Here is a 16,293-nt window from a genome sequence, read left to right on the forward strand (position 1 = left end):
ATGAGCTTCGGGGACTACCAGATCGAGCTGTACCTCGGTGCGCTCGGCGGGGTGCTCCCCGCCCACCCCTTCGACTACGCCGACCTCGAGGCCCGTGCGCTCGCCGCGCTGCCCCCCGAGCTGCGCACCTACGTCGCCGGGGGAGCCGGCGACGAGGCGACTCAGCGGGCCAACGTGGCGGCCTTCGAGCGCTATGCCGTGGTGCCCCGGATGCTGCGCGCTCCGGCCGAGCGCGACCTGTCGGTCGAGCTGTTCGGTCGCACCCTCGCCAGTCCGCTGCTGCTCGCTCCGGTCGGCGTGGTCGGGATCTGCACCCCCGACCAGCACGGCGACGTCCATGCCGCCGAGGTGGCCGCCGCGACCGGCGTACCCCTCATCGGCTCGACGCTGATGAGCGACCCGCTCGAGGAGGTCGCCGCCGCGGCGGGCGAGGCCGGGAAGTGGTTCCAGCTCTACACCCCCAAGAACCGCGACCTCGCGGCCAGCCTGGTGCGGCGCGCCGAGCAGGCGGGCTACGAGGCGATCGTGATCACCCTCGACACCTGGGTGCCCGGCTGGCGGCCACGCGACCTCGCGAGCGGCAACTTCCCCCAGCTGCGCGGCAAGGCGCTGGCCAACTACACCTCCGACCCGGTCTTCCAGGAGATGACCGGGCCGAACCCCGATCCGGGCACGGTCGTGATGACCTGGGTCGGCACCTTCGGGCACCCCGTCACCTGGGACGACCTGCCCTGGCTCCGGTCGCTCACCGACCTGCCGATCCTGCTCAAGGGCATCTGCCATCCCGACGACGCGCGGCGCGCGCTCGACGAAGGGGCCGACGGGATCTACTGCTCCAACCACGGCGGCCGGCAGGCCAACGGCGGGGGAGCGGCGCTCGACTGGCTGCCCGATGTCGTCACGGCGGTCGACGGCCGGGCACCGGTGGTCTTCGACTCCGGCGTGCGCACCGGCGCCGACGTCGTCAAGGCGCTCGCGCTCGGCGCCGACGCGGTGGCGATCGGCCGGCCCTACGTCTATGGGCTCGCGCTCGGCGGGGTTCCCGGCGCGGTCCACCAGGTCCGCGCGATGCAGGCCGAGGCCGACCTGATCATGGCCGTCGACGGCTATCCCACCCTGGCCGACCTCGGCCCCGACGCCCTGCGGAGGCTCTCATGACGTTCGGCGCCCGCCTGCACGCCGCGATGGCCGAGCGCGGTCCCTTCTGCGTCGGCATCGACCCCCATGCCAGCCTGCTCGAGGCCTGGGGGTACGCCGACGACGTCGCCGGGCTGGAGCGCTTCGCCCTCGGCGCGGTGGAGGCGGTCGCGCCGTACTGCGGCATCGTCAAGCCCCAGTCCGCCTTCTACGAGCGCTTCGGCAGCCGTGGGGTCGCGGTCCTGGAGCGGGTGATCGCGGAGTCGCGCGCGGCGGGAGCGCTGGTGCTGCTCGACATCAAGCGCGGCGACATCGGCTCCACCTCCCAGGCGTACGCCGACGCCTACCTCGACCCGGCGTCCCCGCTCGCGAGCGATGCGGTGACGGTGAGCCCGTTCCTCGGCTTCGGCTCGCTGCTGCCGTTCGTCGACACCGCGCGACGCTTCGACGCCGGCCTCTTCGTGCTCGCCGCGACCTCCAACAAGGAGGGCCCGGAGGTCCAGGAGGCCGTCACCGGGGGCCGCAGCGTCTCCGGCGCCATGCTCGACCACCTGCGCCGGCTCAACGCCGACGCGACCCCGCTGGGCTCCTTCGGGGCCGTCGTCGGGGCCACCCTGGAGGACGACCGCGGCCTCGACCTGGCCTTCCAGGGCCCGATCCTGGCGCCCGGCTACGGCGAGCAGGGCGGCACCATCGCCGATCTGCGCCGGATCTTCGGCGCCGCCGTCGGCAACGTGCTGGCCAGCTCCTCGCGCGGCGTGCTCCGCCTCGGGCCCGACCCCGTGGCGCTGCGCGACGCGGTGCTGCGCACCAACGACGAGCTGCGCGCGCTGCGGGGGTGAGCGTGCGCCGCATCCTGCCCCTCGTCGTCGTGGCGGCCCTGGTCGTCGCGTTCGCGGTCGGGCTGCTGCTGGTGCGCGGCAGCGGTGACGACGACCCGTTCGCGGACTACTGCGCGGCGGTCGCCGAGCACCGCCAGGACGTCGGCGCCGCCCTCAGCGCCGGTCCGACCACCGGCCTGCTGCGGGCCCTGCCCAGCTTCGAGGCACTGGCGAAGGAGTCGCCGGACGACATCGCGGGCGACTGGCGCCTCGTCGTCGAGCGGATCAGCGCGCTGAAGAAGGCCCTCGACTCCGCCGGGGTGGACCCGGCGACGTACCGCTTCGACCAGCCGCCGGCCGACCTGCCGGCCGACGACAAGGCCTCGATCGACGCCGCGGCGGCCGGGCTGGGGTCCGCGGACACGGCCACCGCGCTGGCCCACGTCGAGCAGCAGGCCCGCGATGTCTGCAAGACGCCGCTGAGCATGTAGCGGCCACCTCCGAGCCCCGCATTGCCCGTCACGTCGGGCAATGGCTAGATTGACGCTGCTGCCCCCGTTGACGAAGGACATCTCTCTCGTGGCCCTGCCCCCGCTCACCCCCGAACAGCGCCAGGCTGCCCTCGAGAAGGCAGCCGCCGCCCGCCGGGAGCGGGCCGAGGTCAAGAACCGGCTCAAGAACTCCGGAGCCTCCATCCAGGAGGTGCTCCAGCAGGGTCAGGTCAACGAGGTCATCGGCAAGATGAAGGTGCTCGACCTGTTGCAGTCGGTGCCGGGTCTCGGCAAGGTGCGCGCCCGCCAGGTCATGGAGCGGCTCGGGATCGCCGAGTCGCGCCGGGTGCGCGGGCTCGGCGCCAAGCAGGTCGCCGCGCTCGAGCGCGAGTTCGCCCCCGACGCATGAGCCGAGCCAAGCTCTTCGTCCTCGCCGGGCCCACCGCGGTCGGCAAGGGCACCGTCGCCGCCGCGATGCGCGAGCAGCACCCCGAGATCTACCTCTCTGTCTCGGCCACGACGCGCCCACCGCGGCCGGGCGAGATCGACGGCGTGCACTACCACTTCGTCTCGCCCGAGGAGTTCGACCGGCTGGTCGCCGAGGGCCAGATGCTGGAGTGGGCCGTGGTCCACGGCGTGCACCGCTACGGCACCCCGCGCGGTCCCGTCGACGAGGCGCTCGCCGCCGGCCGGCCGGCGCTGCTGGAGATCGACCTCCAGGGCGCGCGCCAGGTCAGGGAGTCGGCTCCCGACGCCGTCTTCGTCTTCCTCAAGCCTCCGTCGTGGGACGAGCTGGTCCGCCGGCTGGTCGGCCGCGGCACCGAGGACGAGGAGGAGCGGGAGCGCCGGCTGGCGACCGCGCGGGAGGAGCTCGCCGCCGAGGCGGAGTTCGACGTGACGATCGTCAACCGGGAAGTTCATGCTGCCGTGGAGGAGTTGGTAGCCTTGATGGTTGAACTCTGATCGCACACCCGATCACCCACCCACCTCAGTGAGGCTTCTCCACGTGTCTGCCCCGAACATCGCCGCCGAGGGTGTCACCAACCCTCCCATCGACGACCTGCTGTCCAAGACCGACAGCAAGTACAAGCTGGTGCTCTACAGCGCCAAGCGCGCCCGGCAGATCAACGCCTACTACTCCCAGCTCGGCGAGGGCCTGCTCGAGTACGTCGGTCCGCTCGTCGAGACCCACGTCCAGGAGAAGCCCCTCTCGATCGCGCTGCGCGAGATCAACGAGGACCTGCTGACCTGCGAGGACATCGACCCGGCCGAGCTCGCCGCCGAGCAGGCAGCGGCCGCCGCCGTCGCCGAGGCTCCGGTCGCCGACGCCGAGTGATCCGACCCGCATGACGTCGGCTGGGGCCCGGCCCCGAGTGGTGCTCGGCGTCGCCGGCGGCATCGCCGCCTACAAGGCGTGCGAGCTGCTGCGACGGCTCACCGAGTCCGGCCACGACGTGACCGTCGTACCGACCGCGGCGGCGCTGGAGTTCGTCGGCGCGCCCACCTGGGCGGCGCTGTCGGGCAAGCCGGTGTCCGCCGAGGTCTGGGACGGCGTCCACGAGGTGCCCCACGTCCGGCTCGGCCAGACTGCCGACCTGGTCGTCGTCGCCCCGGCGACCGCCGACCTGCTCGCCAAGGCCGCCCACGGTCTGGCCGACGACCTGCTCACCAACACCCTGCTCACCGCGCGGTGCCCGGTCGTGCTCGCCCCGGCGATGCACACCGAGATGTGGGAGCACCCGGCCACGGTCGCCAATGTCGCCACGCTGCGCTCGCGCGGCGTGCTGGTCGTCGAGCCGGCCGAGGGCCGGCTCACCGGCGCCGACACCGGCAAGGGGCGGCTGCCCGAGCCGGCCGAGATCTTCGAGGTCGCGCGCGACGTGCTGGCGCGGTCCGCCCGGTCCGACGGCTCCGACAGCGCCCGGGTGCTCGACCTGGCCGGGCGCCACGTCGTGGTGTCCGCCGGCGGCACCCGCGAGCGCCTCGACCCGGTCCGCTTCCTCGGCAACCGGTCCTCGGGCCGCCAGGGCTACGCCCTCGCCCGGGCCGCCGTCGCCCGGGGCGCCGAGGTCACCCTCGTCGCCGCCAACGTCGACCTTCCTGACCCGGCCGGCGTGAAGGTCGTCCGGGTCGAGTCGACCGCCGACCTGCGCGACGCCGTCGTCGGCGCCACCGCGAGCGCGGACGCGGTCGTGATGGCCGCCGCGCCCGCCGACTTCCGTCCCACCGAGCTGTCGGACGTGAAGATCAAGAAGGCCGACGACGGATCGGCTCCGACGATCACGCTGCAGCAGAATCCCGACATCCTCAAGGAGATCTCGACCTACCGGGCCCGCCCGGACGCCGTGATCGTCGGGTTCGCCGCCGAGACGGGCGACGCCACGGGCAGCGTGCTCGACCTGGCCCGCGCCAAGCTCGCCCGGAAGGGCTGCGACCTGCTGGTCGTCAACGACGTGAGCGGGGGAGCGGTCTTCGGCAGCACCGATAACGAGGCGGTGATCCTCGGCGCGGACGGGTCCGCGGTCGACGTACCGCACGGGTCGAAGGCGGCCCTCGCCCACCTCATCTGGGACCAGGTGGTCACCCGACTTTCCTGAGACCCGCCGGCATCACCTCCATCGGTCCGTATCGTTGGACCACAGCCCATCCAGCCCCCAACGCAGGAGTTCCCACCACCATGACCGGACGTCTGTTCACGTCGGAGTCGGTGACCGAGGGTCACCCGGACAAGATCGCCGACCAGATCAGCGACACCGTGCTCGACTACCTGCTCGAGCACGACCCCAAGAGCCGGGTCGCCGTCGAGACGCTGCTGACCACCGGACTGGTCGTCGTGGCCGGAGAGGTGACCACCGAGGCGTACGCCCCGGTCGCCCAGCTGGTGCGGGACAAGATCCTGGAGATCGGCTACGACTCCTCCGACAAGGGCTTCGACGGCAACTCCTGCGGCGTGCAGGTCGCCATCGGCGCCCAGTCGCCCGACATCGCCCAGGGCGTCGACACCGCCGAGGACGTGCGCCTCGGCGGCTCCTCCGACGAGCTCGACAAGCAGGGCGCGGGCGACCAGGGCCTGATGTTCGGCTATGCCTGCGACGACACCCCCGAGCTGTTCCCGCTGCCGATCAAGATCGCGCAGACGCTCGCCGAGAAGCTCACCGAGGTCCGCAAGGACGGCACGCTCGCCTACCTCCGTCCCGACGGCAAGACCCAGGTCACCATCGAGTACGACGAGGACGACCGCGCGGTCCGCGTCGACACCGTCGTGCTGTCCACGCAGCACGCGGAGGACGTCAGCCAGGAGCAGATCGCGGCCGACATCAAGGCCAAGGTCATCGAGCCGGTGCTCGAGCAGTTCAAGACGAGCGTCCCGTTCGACGGCTACAAGCTCCACATCAACCCGACCGGCAAGTTCGTCGTCGGTGGCCCGATGGGTGACGCCGGCCTCACCGGCCGCAAGATCATCGTCGACACCTACGGCGGCATGGCCCGCCACGGTGGCGGCGCGTTCTCCGGCAAGGACCCGTCCAAGGTCGACCGCTCGGCCGCCTACGCCATGCGCTGGGTCGCCAAGAACATCGTCGCCGCGGGCCTGGCCCGCCGCGCCGAGGTCCAGGTCGCCTACGCGATCGGCGTGGCCAAGCCGGTCGGCGTCTTCGTCGAGACCTTCGGCACCGGCGTGGTGCCGGACGAGAAGATCCAGGAGGCGGTGCTCGAGGTCTTCGACCTGCGCCCGGCCGCGATCCTGCGCGACCTCGACCTGCGCCGCCCGATCTACGCCAAGACGGCCGCCTACGGCCACTTCGGCCGCGAGCTGCCCGAGTTCACCTGGGAGCGCACCGACCGCGCCGACGCCCTCAAGGCCGCCGCGGGCGTCTGAGCGACCCGGCTCGAACTGGCCCGGTTTTCTCGCCGACCCGGCGGAAAGTGGCGCTGATTTCCCGCTGACCCGGCAGAAAATGACCTCCCACGAGGCCACTTTCTGCCGGGTCGGCGCATTTTTGGAGCCAGTTTCTGACGGGTCGCGGGATGGATCGGACCCCACTGGTACAACTGCCGCCATGACCCCCACTCCCGACGAGCCGGCTCTGGAGCTGCCCGGTCTCGTCCGGGACCGTGCGGCCGAGGGGCGCGCCAAGGCGGCGGCCACCCGGGCGCGCAAGGTCGCCGAGGCCGAGATCGCCGAGGTCGACCCGGTGGCGCGGGTGGTGCTCGACCTCCCGCTGGCCCATCTCGACCGCACCTTCGACTACGCCGTGCCCGCGGCGATGGCGGCGGGGGCGGTGCCGGGGGTCCGGGTCAAGGTGCGCTTCGGCGGTCAGGACGTCGACGGGTTCGTGGTCGCCCGGGCCGCGGCCTCCGACCACGACGGCCGGCTGGCGCCGCTGCGGCGGTTGGTGAGCGCCGAGCCGGTGCTGAGTCCCGCGGTGGCGGCGCTGTGCGAGCGGGTCGCCGAGCGGTACGCCGGCGTGAGCGCCGACGTACGCCGGCTGGCGGTGCCACCCCGCCATGCCACCACCGAGAAGGAGCCGACGCCTCCCGAGCCGCCGCTGGTCCTCGTCCCGACGGCCGCCGACGAGGCCTGGGCCGCCTACCCCGCCGCTGCTCCCTTCCTCGCCCACCTGCGCGAGGGCCATCCGCCCCGCGCCGTGTGGTCGGCCGGCCCGGGCGAGGACTGGCCGGCGCTGCTCGCCCAGCTCGCCGGCGCCGCCCTGGCCGCGGGGCGGGGCAGCGTGCTGTGCCTGCCCGACCACCGCGACGTCGCCCGCCTCGACGCCGCGCTGAGCGAGCTACTCGGCGAGGGACATCACGTCGCACTCCACGCCGACCCCGGTCCGGCCGCCCGCTACCGCGAGTTCCTCGCGGTCTCCCGGGGCGAGCGGCGGATCGTGGTCGGCACCCGCTCCGCCGCGTTCGCCCCCGTCCGCGATCTCGGTCTGGTCGTGGTGTGGGACGACGGCGACGACCTCCACGCCGAGCCGCGGGCGCCCTACCCCCACGTGCGCGAGGTGCTGCTGCTGCGCGCCGAGCAGGAGCGCACGGCCGCCCTGGTCGGCGGCTTCGCGCGTACCGTCGAGGCGCAGCACCTCCTCCACACCGGCTGGGCCCGCGAGATCGCGCTGCCGCGCGCGACGCTGCGGGAGCGGGCCTTGATCGGTGTGAGCGGTGCCAGCGACGTGGCGCTCGACCGCGACCCGACCGCGGGCGCGGCCCGGGTGCCGAAGGAGGCCCACGACGCGCTGCGCTGGGGCCTGGAGCGCGGACCGGTCCTGGTGCAGACCCCGCGGGCGGGCTATGCCCTGCGCCTGGCCTGCGAGCGTTGCCGCACTCCGGCCCGGTGCCGGGCGTGCGCGGGCCCGCTCGAGCTCACCGGGCCCACGACGCCGCCGCGCTGCCGCTGGTGCGCGACGGAGGCGCCGAGCTGGTCCTGTCCGGAGTGTGGCGCCACCGGCCTGCGCGCCCCGGTCGTCGGAGACGCCCGCACCGCCGACGAGCTCGGCCGCAGCTTCCCCAAGGTCGCTGTGGTGTCGTCGTCGGGCGACCAGGTCCGCGCGCGGGTCGGGCCGCAGCCGCGGATCGTGGTCGCGACGCCGGGGGCGGAGCCGGTCGCCGAGGGCGGGTACGCCGTCGTCGTGCTCCTCGACACCTGGTGGGCGCTGGGGCGTGACAGCCTGCGGGCGGCCGAGGAGGCGGTGCGGCGCTGGTGCAACGCGGTCGGCCTGGTCGCCCCCGGGGGGCGGGCGCTCGCGGTCGGGGATCCGGGGGTCCCGGCGCTGCAGGCGCTGGTGCGGTGGGACGCGGCGGGGTTCGCGGCCCGCGAGGCCGAGGAGAGGCGCGAGGCCCGGCTGCCCCCGGCCGCGCGGATCGCGACGGTCACCGGCCCCCCGGGCGCGCTCGACGACCTGCGTGCCCTGCTCCAGCTGCCGGAGCCCACCGAGGTCCTCGGTCCGGTGCCGACCCGCGATCCGGAGGTGGAGCGACTGGTGCTGCGCGTGCCGCGGGGAGAGGGGGTGGCCCTGGCCCGATCGCTGGGCGAGGCGCAGCGGCTGCGCTCGGCGCGCAAGCTGGAGCCGGTGCGGATCCAGGTGGACCCATGGGAACTCTGAACCCCCGATGGGCAGCCACTAGGCTGACGCGGTGGCGATCCGACCCATCCGACTCTTCGGCGACCCCGTCCTGCGCAAGCCCGCGATCGAGGTCGTCCACTTCGACGCCGAGCTGCGTCAGCTGGTCACCGACCTGACCGACACCATGCTCGACGCGCCCGGCGCCGGCCTGGCCGCACCCCAGATCGGCGTGGGGCTGCGGGTGTTCACCTGGTACGTCGACGGCGAGGTCGGCCACCTGGTCAACCCCAGCCTGCAGCTGTCCGACGACACCCAGGACGGCCCCGAGGGCTGCCTGTCGCTGCCCGAGCTCACCTACGACTGCCTGCGGGCGCTCTCGGTGGTGGCCGCCGGCTTCGACATGCACGGCGAGCCGATCACCGTCGAGGGCTCCGACCTGCTGGCGCGCGCGATCCAGCACGAGACCGACCACCTGGACGGCATCTTGTTCATCGACCGCCTCGACGACGCGGGCCGCAAGGCCGCGATGCGCGAGATCCGGGAGTCGGAGTGGTTCGGCCTGGACCGGCCCACGGTCCGGGTCTCCCCGCACGCCACGGGCGGGTTCGGCCGATGAGGGTGGTCTTCGCCGGCACGCCTGAGGTCGCCGTCCCGGCGCTCGACGCGATCGCCGCCTCCGCCCATGAGCTGGTCGGCGTCGTCACTCGGCCCGACGCCCCGGCCGGGCGCGGGAGGAAGCTGACGCCGAGCCCGGTGGCGCTGCGGGCGGCGGAGCTCGGCGTACCCGTGCTGAAGCCGGCGCACCCGCGCGAGCCCGAGTTTCAGGACGCCCTCGAGGCGCTGGAGCCCGACTGCTGCCCGGTGGTCGCCTACGGCGCGCTGATCCCGCGCAGCGCGCTCGACATCCCGGTCCACGGCTGGGTCAACCTGCACTTCTCGGTGCTGCCGGCCTGGCGGGGCGCGGCGCCGGTGCAGCACGCGATCTGGGGCGGCGACGACTACACCGGCGCCACCACCTTCCGGATCGTGGAGGCGCTCGACGCCGGCCCGACCTTCGGCGTGATGACCGAGCGGATCCGCCCGACCGACACCGCCGGCGACCTGCTCGGCCGGCTGGCGGAGGGCGGCGCGAGCCTGCTGGTGGCCACCCTCGACGGCATCGCCGACGGCTCGCTCGAGGCCCGCGAGCAGCCCGCCGACGGGATCAGCCTGGCGCCCAAGATCAGCGTCGACGACGCCCGGGTCGACTGGACCGAGCCGGCGGTCGGCGTCGACCGGCGGATCCGGGCCTGCACGCCCGGACCCGGCGCCTGGACCACCCTCGACGACGAGCGGATCAAGCTGGGCCGGGTCGAGATCGTCGCCGACGGCCCCGAGCTCGCCCCCGGGGCGATCCAGGTCGGCAGGAACGAGGTCCTCGTCGGTACGGCGAGCGACCCGGTCCGGCTGACCGAGGTGAAGGCCTTCGGGAAGAGGCAGATGGGCGCGGCCGACTGGGCCCGCGGCGTACGACTGCCGGAGGCCGCGCGCTTTGAGTAGGCCGTCCTCGGGCAGGCAGCGGCGGCGGGCGGTGGATCCCGCCCGGCTGGCCGCCTTCGAGGTGTTGAAGGCGGTGCGGGTCGACGACGGCTACACCAACCTGCTGCTCCCGGCGACGCTCGCCCGCCATGGCCTCAGCGGCCGCGACGCCGCGTTCGCGACCGAGCTCGCGTCCGGGACGATCCGCCGGCAGGGCACCTACGACGCGGTGCTGGCCGCCTGCAGCGACCGCCCGCTGCGCAAGGTCGAGGCCAAGGTGCTCGACGCCCTGCGGCTCGGGGCCCACCAGCTGCTCGCGATGCGGGTGCCGACCCATGCCGCGATCGACACCACGGTCTCGCTGGTGCGCGACCAGGTCAGCCAGGGCGCGGCCGGGTTCGCCAACGCCGTGCTGCGCAAGGTGGCCGCCCGGGACCTCGACTCCTGGCTGGCCGACGTCGCACCTGACGACCTGGCGGTCGCGCACAGTCACCCCGCCTGGGTGGTCGACGAGCTGCGCCGCGCGCTCGGCGGCCGGGCCGAGGAGCTGCCCGCGCTGCTGGCCGCCGACAACGACCCGCCGCGGGTGACCCTGGTGGCCCGGCCGGGCCTCGCGACGCGGGAGGAGCTGCCCGGTACGCCGACCCGGTACTCGCCGTACGGCGTCGTCCTCGACGGCGGCGACCCCGCTGGGATCGCGGCGGTGGCCGAGGGACGCGTGGGTGTGCAGGACGAGGGCTCCCAGCTGGTCGCGCTCGCGCTGGCCTCCGCGCCGGTCGAGGGACGTGACGAGCGCTGGGTCGACCTGTGTGCCGGTCCCGGCGGGAAGGCGTCCCTGCTGGCGGCGCTCGCCGCCGAGCGCGGCGCGCGCCTGACCGGCGTCGAGCTGCACCACCACCGGGCCCGGCTGGTCGCTCGTGCGGCCGCATCCAGCGCGGGACTCGCCGGTGTCGTGCAAGCCGACGCCACGCACGCGCCCTTCGCCGACGCGAGCGCCGACCGGATCCTGCTCGACGCGCCGTGCACCGGCCTCGGCGCGCTCCGACGCCGCCCGGAGGCGCGTTGGCGGCGTCGTCCCGCCGACGTGACCGAGCTGGCGGAGCTGCAGCGTGCGCTGCTGGCCGAGGCGGTGCGGGTGCTGCGGCCCGGGGGAGCGCTGCTGTACGCGACCTGTTCGCCCGTGCTCGCCGAGACCGCCGAGGTCGTGACCGCCGCCCTCACCGACCATCCGCACGTCCGGCTCGAGGACGTGGCCGCGCACCTGCCCGTCGTACCCGATGCGGAGGGACCGCTGCCCGGCACCGTCCAGCTGTGGCCACACCGCCACGGCACCGACGCCATGTTCCTGGCCCTGCTCCGCACGGAGTGAGCCCCGCGGAATGAACCAGGAAAGTTGACGGTTCAACCAGTCATGAAGAAGATCGGCTTCCTCTCGTTCGGCCACTGGACGCCGAGCCCGCACTCCCAGACCCGGACCGCGGCCGACACGCTGCTGCAGTCCATCGACCTCGCGGTCGCGGCGGAGGAGCTGGGCGCGGACGGCGCGTACTTCCGGGTGCACCACTTCGCCCGCCAGCTCGCCAGCCCGTTCCCGCTGCTCGCGGCGATCGGTGCGCGGACCAGCCGGATCGAGATCGGCACGGGCGTGATCGACATGAGGTACGAGAACCCGATGTACATGGTCGAGGACGCCGGAGCCGCCGACCTGATCTCCGGCGGACGACTGCAGCTCGGGATCTCCCGCGGCTCACCGGAGCAGGTGGTCGACGGCTGGCGGTACTTCGGCTACGCGCCCGCCGAGGGCGAGACCGAGGCCGACATGGCCCGGCGGCACACCGAGGTGCTGCTCGAGGCGCTCAAGGGTGAGGGCTTCGCCCAGCCCAGCCCGCGCCCGATGTTCGCCAACCCGCCCGGCCTGCTCCGCCTCGAGCCGCACTCCGAGGGTCTGCGCGACCGGATCTGGTGGGGCGCGGCGTCCAACGGCACCGCCCGCTGGGCCGCCGAGCTCGGGATGAACCTGATGAGCTCCACGCTCAAGGAGGACGAGAGCGGCCAGCCCTTCCACGTTCAGCAGGCCGAGCAGATCCGGGTCTTCCGCGAGGCGTGGGCCGCGGCCGGGCACGCCGCCGAGCCGCGGGTGTCGGTCAGCCGGTCGATCTTCCCGCTCGTCTCGGACGAGGACCGGATGTACTTCGGCGGCCGCCCCGATGACGACCAGGTCGGTCAGATCGACGACATGCGCGCGATCTTCGGCCGTTCGTACGCCGCCGAGCCGGACCAGCTCGTCGAGCAGCTGCGCGGCGACGAGGCGATCGCGGCGGCCGACACGCTGCTCCTCACCGTCCCCAACCAGCTCGGCGTGGACTACAACGCGCACGTGCTGGAGTCGATCCTGACCCACGTCGCGCCGGCGCTGGGCTGGCGCTGAGGGCCGGCGCCGACGTGCGGTTTGGTCCCAAACCGCACGATTCGGGGGTGCGGGCGTTGCGGTTTGGTCCCAAACCGCATGAATTCGGGCCCGGATGTTGCGGTTTGGGACCAAACCGCAAGCCGACCTAAACGCTGTTCGGGACGCCCCCGCCGCTGCCGACCTGCGCGAGGAACCGCCGGATGGTGTCGCGGCTCCTGCTCAGGCACTCGATCCGCTTCTCCAGGCCGACCAGCTCGTCGGCGAGCAGCGTGGCGACCTCGGCGGAGCAGGTGGGCTGCTCGAGCGCGCAGGCCGCCTCGGCCTCGAGCAGCACCTTGACCAGCCGGGTCGGTACGCCGGCCTGGACCAGTCCGGCGACCCGCTCGACCCGCTCGACGTGGCTGTCGCCGTACGTGCGGTAGCCGTTGGGGAGACGGTCGGCGGCGAGCAGGCCCTGCTGTTCGTAGTAGCGGATCAGCCGGGCGGCCACGCCGGTGCGCTCGGCGAGCTCTCCGATTCTCATGTCTGCTGCCTCACATTCTCGGCGCCCAGCCTTGACATTGACATCAGTGTGAAACTCTAGCGTCGATGGCATGACCCTCTCCACCCCGACCGCCAGCGAACCCACCAACAGCCCCACCACCGCGACGACCGACCGGCTGCCCTGGCCGGTCCTGCTCACCCTCGGCGGCGCGACCCTGGTCATGGTGACCGGCGAGATGCTGCCGACCGCGGTCCTCGGCCCGATGAGCCGCGGCCTGGACGTCTCGGAGGCCGCGGCCGGGCTGCTGGTCAGCATCTGGGCGGCGGTCGTGGTCGTCGCCAGCATCCCGCTGGTGCGGCTGACCCGTGGGCTGCCGCGGCCGGCGGTGATCGCCGCCAGCCTGGTGGCGTTCGCGGTGGCCGCGGCGGCGACCGCCCTCGCGCCGACGTACGCCGTCGTCCTGGTCGCGCGCACCCTCGGCGCCGCGGCCGTGGGGCTGCTCTGGTCGACGGTGAACGCGCACGTCGCGGACCTGGTGCCGGACCGCCAGCTCGGGCGGGCGACGTCGATCGTGCTCGGCGGGGCGACCCTCGGCATGGTGCTCGGTACGCCGATCGGGCGGGTGGTCGCGGACGTGGCCGGTTGGCGGGCGTCCTTCGCGGTCCTGGCGGGAGCGAGCCTGGTGGCGGCGGTGCTGGTGCTGCGGGTGGTGCCACCGGCGGTCGCGAGCGCGGTGCCGACCGCCAGCGCACCTGGCACCGGTGAGCTGCGGCCGATGCTGGTCGTGACCCTGCTGGTCGCGCTCGCGCTGGTCGGCCACTACGGCGCGTACACCTTCGTCACCCGCCTGGCTGGGCCGCCGGCCGTGGCGCTGCTGGTCTTCGGCCTGGCGTCCGCGGTCGGCGTGGTGCTGGCGGGCCGGGTCGAGCGCACGGCTCTCGGGCTGGTCGCCAGCACGGTGCTCACGGCGCTGGCCGTGCTCGCGGTCGGCACCCTCGGCAGCCTGCCGCTGGTGGCGCTGTGGGGGCTGGCGTCGGGCGCGCTGCCGCCGTTCGCGCAGACCCTGGTGCTGCGCCTCGCCGGCCCCGGGCACCGGGCCCTGGCGGGGGCGCTCATCCCGGTCCTGTTCAACGGTGGCATCGCCGTGGGTGCGGCGCTCGCGTCCGGCCTGGTGGCGGCGTACGGCGTCGGCGGGCTGGGGCTGCCCGCCGCGGCGCTGGTGCTGCTGGCCGCGGCGGGGCTGGCCCGAGCCACCCGGTGAGGGCTCTCAGTCGACCCAGACCAGGCCCTCGCCGAGCTGCCGGATCTCGGCGTCGGTGGTGCCCTGGCCGCCCTGCACGCTGAGGAAGATCCCGTCGTGCGCCTCGGTGACGTAGACACCCGGATCCGCGCCCTTGTCGGGCGAGGAGAGCCACGCGTCACGCTCGGCGGCGTCGCGGATCACCAGGCTGGCCACCCCGCCGTCGGCGGAGGTGCAGCCGGCCTTGTCGTCGACGAGATACCACTCGCAGGTCCACCCCGCGGGCACCGTGACCGGCGGCCGGTCCACCTTGCCGAGCATCCCGAGCGCCTCCGCGTCGGCCATCGAGATCGCGAAGGTGATCCCGGGCAGGTCCTGCGGGAGGGCGAAGCCGTCCGACCACCACTGCTGGATCACGTCGACCGGGCCGCTGACGACGGCGACGAAGCCGGTGCCGGCGCCGGTCGCCATGCTTCCGCCCAGCTCGTAGAGGCCGTTCTCGTCGTCGCGGATGGTCGCGGTCAGCCCGTTGCCGAGGTCGAGCACCTGTCCGACCTGGAGGCCGGACGGCGCCGCGCTGGTCGTCGGCGCGGCCGCGACGGAGCGGTCCCGAGCCGCCGTACCGCCGCCGGACAGCGCGCTCGCCGCCACCGATACGACGACGACCGCGGCCACGCCGGCGAGCGCGCCGGACGCCGCGAGCCGGCGCCGGCGGCGCAGCCGTCTCCCGGAGGCGAGGGCGGTCGCGGCGAGGTGCTCGAGGTCGGGACGCTCGTCCCGCACGCGCTCGCGCAGGGCAGGTCCGACGAGCGGTCCGAGGGAGTCGAGGTCGGTCATGGCAGGGTCCTCTCGGAGATCGGGGCGAGCAGGGGCCGCAGCCGCTGCAGGGCACGGCGGGCGCGGGTGCGCACCGCCACCTCGCTCAGCCCGAGGTCGGCGGCGGTGTCGGCGACGCTGCGGTCCTCCCAGTAGCGGAGCACCACGACGGCGCGGTCGAGCGGGGCGAGGCCGGCGAGCGCGGCCAGCAGGTCCACCCTGAGGTCCGGGTCGACGCCGGCGTCCGGCGGGCCGACGTCGGCGTCGCTCAGCTCGCTGGGACGCTCGCCGTTGCGACGCAGCCGTCGGTGGGACAGGAAGGTGTTGAGCAGGGCGGTCCGGGCGTAGGCCACCGGACTCTCCGCCGAGCGCACCCGTGGCCAGCATACGAAGACCTTGGCGTACGTCGCCTGGGTCAGGTCCTCCGCGAGATGGTGGTCACCCGTGAGCAGCATCGCCGCCTGGTGGAGCTGGGTGCCGGTCTCGCGCACGAACGCCGAGAACTCCTCGGCCTGCCGGTCTGCCTTCACACCCATCTGACGCTCCGGACCCGAGGCCGCGTGACAGGTCAGTCCAGGACGTGGCGCAGGTAGCGCCGCGGGTCGTCGAGATAGCGCCGCCAGTGCTGCACCAGCTCGAGCTCCTCCCACGTCGTACGGCGCAGGCCCCAGTCGCCGACCTCGAGGATGGTGGCGCCCGGCATCGCCGCCAGGACGGGGGAGTGCGTCGCGCAGAGCACCTGCCCGCCCTCGCCGACGACGCGGTCGAGCACCGAGATCAGCCCCAGCGACGAGGAGAACGAGAGTGCCGCCTCCGGCTCGTCGAGGCAGTAGAAGCCGGGTGAGTCGAACCGGGTGCGCAGCACCTCGAGGAAGGACTCGCCGTGGCTCATCTCGTGGAACACCGGCTCCGAGCCCCGGCTCGGGTGGGCCTCCAGGAAGCTGTACCAGCCGTGCATCGTCTCCGCACGCAGGAAGAAGCCCCACCGCCCCGCGCCGAGCCCGCGCTGGAGCCGCAGCGCGCGGTGCAGCGGTGATTCGGACTCCCGGGTCGTGTGCCGGCCCTGGGTGGTGCCGCCCTCCGGGGAGAGCCCGTACGCGACGGCGACCGCCTCGACGAGGGTCGACTTGCCGGAGCCGTTCTCGCCGACCAGGAAGGTGACCCCCTTCGCCAGCTCGAGGCCCTCGCGTACCACCTGCGCTACGGCCGGGATCGTCATCGGCCAGGCCCGCGGGTCGAGCCGCTCCTCGGCGCTGACCCGGACGACGGGCGGCTGGTCGAAGTCCACGCGCTCACGCTATGTCCTAGGTT

At 74.0% G+C, this 16,293-nt stretch carries 18 protein-coding genes; 14 read left to right on the forward strand and 4 right to left on the reverse strand.

What is annotated here, in order from left to right; genetic code table 11:
- From JOD66_RS26130 to JOD66_RS26190, 13 genes are all read left to right on the forward strand, one after another.
- Window positions 1-1,158, forward strand: coding sequence for an alpha-hydroxy-acid oxidizing protein (locus JOD66_RS26130; protein ID WP_204839690.1), 1,158 nt, complete (start codon window positions 1-3; stop codon window positions 1,156-1,158).
- Window positions 1,155-1,979, forward strand: a complete 825-nt coding sequence (pyrF, locus tag JOD66_RS26135; RefSeq protein ID WP_204839691.1) for an orotidine-5'-phosphate decarboxylase — start codon at window positions 1,155-1,157, stop codon at window positions 1,977-1,979. Before JOD66_RS26130 ends, pyrF begins: the two co-directional genes overlap by 4 nt.
- Window positions 1,976-2,449, forward strand: coding sequence for a hypothetical protein (locus tag JOD66_RS26140; protein WP_204839692.1), 474 nt, complete (start codon window positions 1,976-1,978; stop codon window positions 2,447-2,449). Before pyrF ends, JOD66_RS26140 begins: the two co-directional genes overlap by 4 nt.
- An 88-nt stretch (window positions 2,450-2,537) precedes the next feature.
- Window positions 2,538-2,858, forward strand: a complete 321-nt coding sequence (gene mihF, locus JOD66_RS26145; protein ID WP_204839693.1) for an integration host factor, actinobacterial type — start codon at window positions 2,538-2,540, stop codon at window positions 2,856-2,858.
- On the forward strand, window positions 2,855-3,412 hold the full coding sequence (gene gmk / locus JOD66_RS26150; RefSeq protein ID WP_204839694.1) for a guanylate kinase: 558 nt from the start codon (window positions 2,855-2,857) through the stop codon (window positions 3,410-3,412). The genes mihF and gmk overlap by 4 nt, the downstream gene beginning before the upstream one ends.
- Window positions 3,413-3,455: 43 nt before the next feature.
- A complete protein-coding gene (gene rpoZ / locus JOD66_RS26155) occupies window positions 3,456-3,785 on the forward strand; it encodes a DNA-directed RNA polymerase subunit omega (RefSeq protein WP_204839695.1) in 330 nt (109 codons plus the stop codon).
- A gap of 10 nt (window positions 3,786-3,795) precedes the next feature.
- Complete coding sequence (gene coaBC, locus JOD66_RS26160; protein WP_204839696.1) at window positions 3,796-5,046, forward strand: bifunctional phosphopantothenoylcysteine decarboxylase/phosphopantothenate--cysteine ligase CoaBC; 1,251 nt, start codon at window positions 3,796-3,798, stop codon at window positions 5,044-5,046.
- Between the two features lie 80 nt (window positions 5,047-5,126).
- On the forward strand, window positions 5,127-6,326 hold the full coding sequence (metK, locus tag JOD66_RS26165; RefSeq protein WP_204839697.1) for a methionine adenosyltransferase: 1,200 nt from the start codon (window positions 5,127-5,129) through the stop codon (window positions 6,324-6,326).
- 181 nt (window positions 6,327-6,507) lie between these two features.
- Window positions 6,508-8,553 carry a primosomal protein N' gene (locus tag JOD66_RS26170; protein ID WP_204839698.1) on the forward strand — a complete coding sequence of 682 codons (2,046 nt, stop codon included), beginning with the start codon at window positions 6,508-6,510 and terminating at the stop codon, window positions 8,551-8,553.
- Window positions 8,554-8,584: 31 nt separating this feature from the next.
- Window positions 8,585-9,130, forward strand: a complete 546-nt coding sequence (gene def / locus JOD66_RS26175; protein WP_204839699.1) for a peptide deformylase — start codon at window positions 8,585-8,587, stop codon at window positions 9,128-9,130.
- On the forward strand, window positions 9,127-10,053 hold the full coding sequence (gene fmt / locus JOD66_RS26180) for a methionyl-tRNA formyltransferase (protein WP_204839700.1): 927 nt from the start codon (window positions 9,127-9,129) through the stop codon (window positions 10,051-10,053). Before def ends, fmt begins: the two co-directional genes overlap by 4 nt.
- Window positions 10,054-10,084: 31 nt before the next feature.
- Window positions 10,085-11,401 (forward strand): RsmB/NOP family class I SAM-dependent RNA methyltransferase, encoded by a 1,317-nt coding sequence (locus JOD66_RS26185; protein WP_307823729.1) that lies wholly within the window; start codon window positions 10,085-10,087, stop codon window positions 11,399-11,401.
- Between the two features lie 42 nt (window positions 11,402-11,443).
- Window positions 11,444-12,460 carry an LLM class flavin-dependent oxidoreductase gene (locus JOD66_RS26190; RefSeq protein WP_204839702.1) on the forward strand — a complete coding sequence of 339 codons (1,017 nt, stop codon included), beginning with the start codon at window positions 11,444-11,446 and terminating at the stop codon, window positions 12,458-12,460.
- 127 nt (window positions 12,461-12,587) lie between these two features.
- On the opposite strand, the gene JOD66_RS26195 is transcribed toward JOD66_RS26190, so the two are convergent.
- Window positions 12,588-12,965 carry a MerR family transcriptional regulator gene (locus JOD66_RS26195; protein ID WP_204839703.1) on the reverse strand — a complete coding sequence of 126 codons (378 nt, stop codon included), beginning with the start codon at window positions 12,963-12,965 and terminating at the stop codon, window positions 12,588-12,590.
- 70 nt (window positions 12,966-13,035) lie between these two features.
- Here JOD66_RS26195 and JOD66_RS26200 point away from each other — a divergent pair, with 70 nt between their 5' ends.
- A complete protein-coding gene (locus tag JOD66_RS26200) occupies window positions 13,036-14,187 on the forward strand; it encodes an MFS transporter (protein ID WP_204839704.1) in 1,152 nt (383 codons plus the stop codon).
- A 6-nt stretch (window positions 14,188-14,193) separates the two neighbouring features.
- Here the strand turns inward: JOD66_RS26200 and JOD66_RS26205 are convergent, their stop codons facing one another.
- From JOD66_RS26205 to JOD66_RS26215, 3 genes are read right to left on the reverse strand one after another with little or no spacing between them, the layout of a single operon-like run.
- Window positions 14,194-15,003: a hypothetical protein gene (locus JOD66_RS26205; protein ID WP_204839705.1), complete on the reverse strand. Its 810-nt coding sequence runs from the start codon at window positions 15,001-15,003 to the stop codon at window positions 14,194-14,196.
- Window positions 15,000-15,518, reverse strand: a complete 519-nt coding sequence (locus JOD66_RS26210; protein ID WP_204839706.1) for a SigE family RNA polymerase sigma factor — start codon at window positions 15,516-15,518, stop codon at window positions 15,000-15,002. The genes JOD66_RS26205 and JOD66_RS26210 overlap by 4 nt, the downstream gene beginning before the upstream one ends.
- 32 nt (window positions 15,519-15,550) lie before the next feature.
- Complete coding sequence (locus tag JOD66_RS26215; RefSeq protein WP_307823730.1) at window positions 15,551-16,270, reverse strand: AAA family ATPase; 720 nt, start codon at window positions 16,268-16,270, stop codon at window positions 15,551-15,553.
- Between the last annotated feature and the right edge of the window lie 23 nt (window positions 16,271-16,293).

Origin of the sequence: Nocardioides nitrophenolicus (assembly GCF_016907515.1) — a bacterium.
Lineage (GTDB): Bacteria > Actinomycetota > Actinomycetes > Propionibacteriales > Nocardioidaceae > Nocardioides > Nocardioides nitrophenolicus.

Excerpts from the sequence above, each read along its gene's own strand:
- JOD66_RS26130 (WP_204839690.1), top strand. The coding sequence starts at position 1 with ATGAGCTTCGGGGACTACCAGATCGAGCTGTACCTCGGTGCGCTCGGC.
- pyrF (WP_204839691.1), top strand. The coding sequence starts at position 1,155 with ATGACGTTCGGCGCCCGCCTGCACGCCGCGATGGCCGAGCGCGGTCCC.
- gmk (WP_204839694.1), top strand. The coding sequence starts at position 2,855 with ATGAGCCGAGCCAAGCTCTTCGTCCTCGCCGGGCCCACCGCGGTCGGC.
- coaBC (WP_204839696.1), top strand. The coding sequence starts at position 3,796 with ATGACGTCGGCTGGGGCCCGGCCCCGAGTGGTGCTCGGCGTCGCCGGC.
- metK (WP_204839697.1), top strand. The coding sequence starts at position 5,127 with ATGACCGGACGTCTGTTCACGTCGGAGTCGGTGACCGAGGGTCACCCG.
- JOD66_RS26170 (WP_204839698.1), top strand. The coding sequence starts at position 6,508 with ATGACCCCCACTCCCGACGAGCCGGCTCTGGAGCTGCCCGGTCTCGTC.
- fmt (WP_204839700.1), top strand. The coding sequence starts at position 9,127 with ATGAGGGTGGTCTTCGCCGGCACGCCTGAGGTCGCCGTCCCGGCGCTC.
- JOD66_RS26190 (WP_204839702.1), top strand. The coding sequence starts at position 11,444 with ATGAAGAAGATCGGCTTCCTCTCGTTCGGCCACTGGACGCCGAGCCCG.
- JOD66_RS26195 (WP_204839703.1), bottom strand. The coding sequence starts at position 12,965 with ATGAGAATCGGAGAGCTCGCCGAGCGCACCGGCGTGGCCGCCCGGCTG.
- JOD66_RS26200 (WP_204839704.1), top strand. The coding sequence starts at position 13,036 with ATGACCCTCTCCACCCCGACCGCCAGCGAACCCACCAACAGCCCCACC.
- JOD66_RS26205 (WP_204839705.1), bottom strand. The coding sequence starts at position 15,003 with ATGACCGACCTCGACTCCCTCGGACCGCTCGTCGGACCTGCCCTGCGC.
- JOD66_RS26210 (WP_204839706.1), bottom strand. The coding sequence starts at position 15,518 with ATGGGTGTGAAGGCAGACCGGCAGGCCGAGGAGTTCTCGGCGTTCGTG.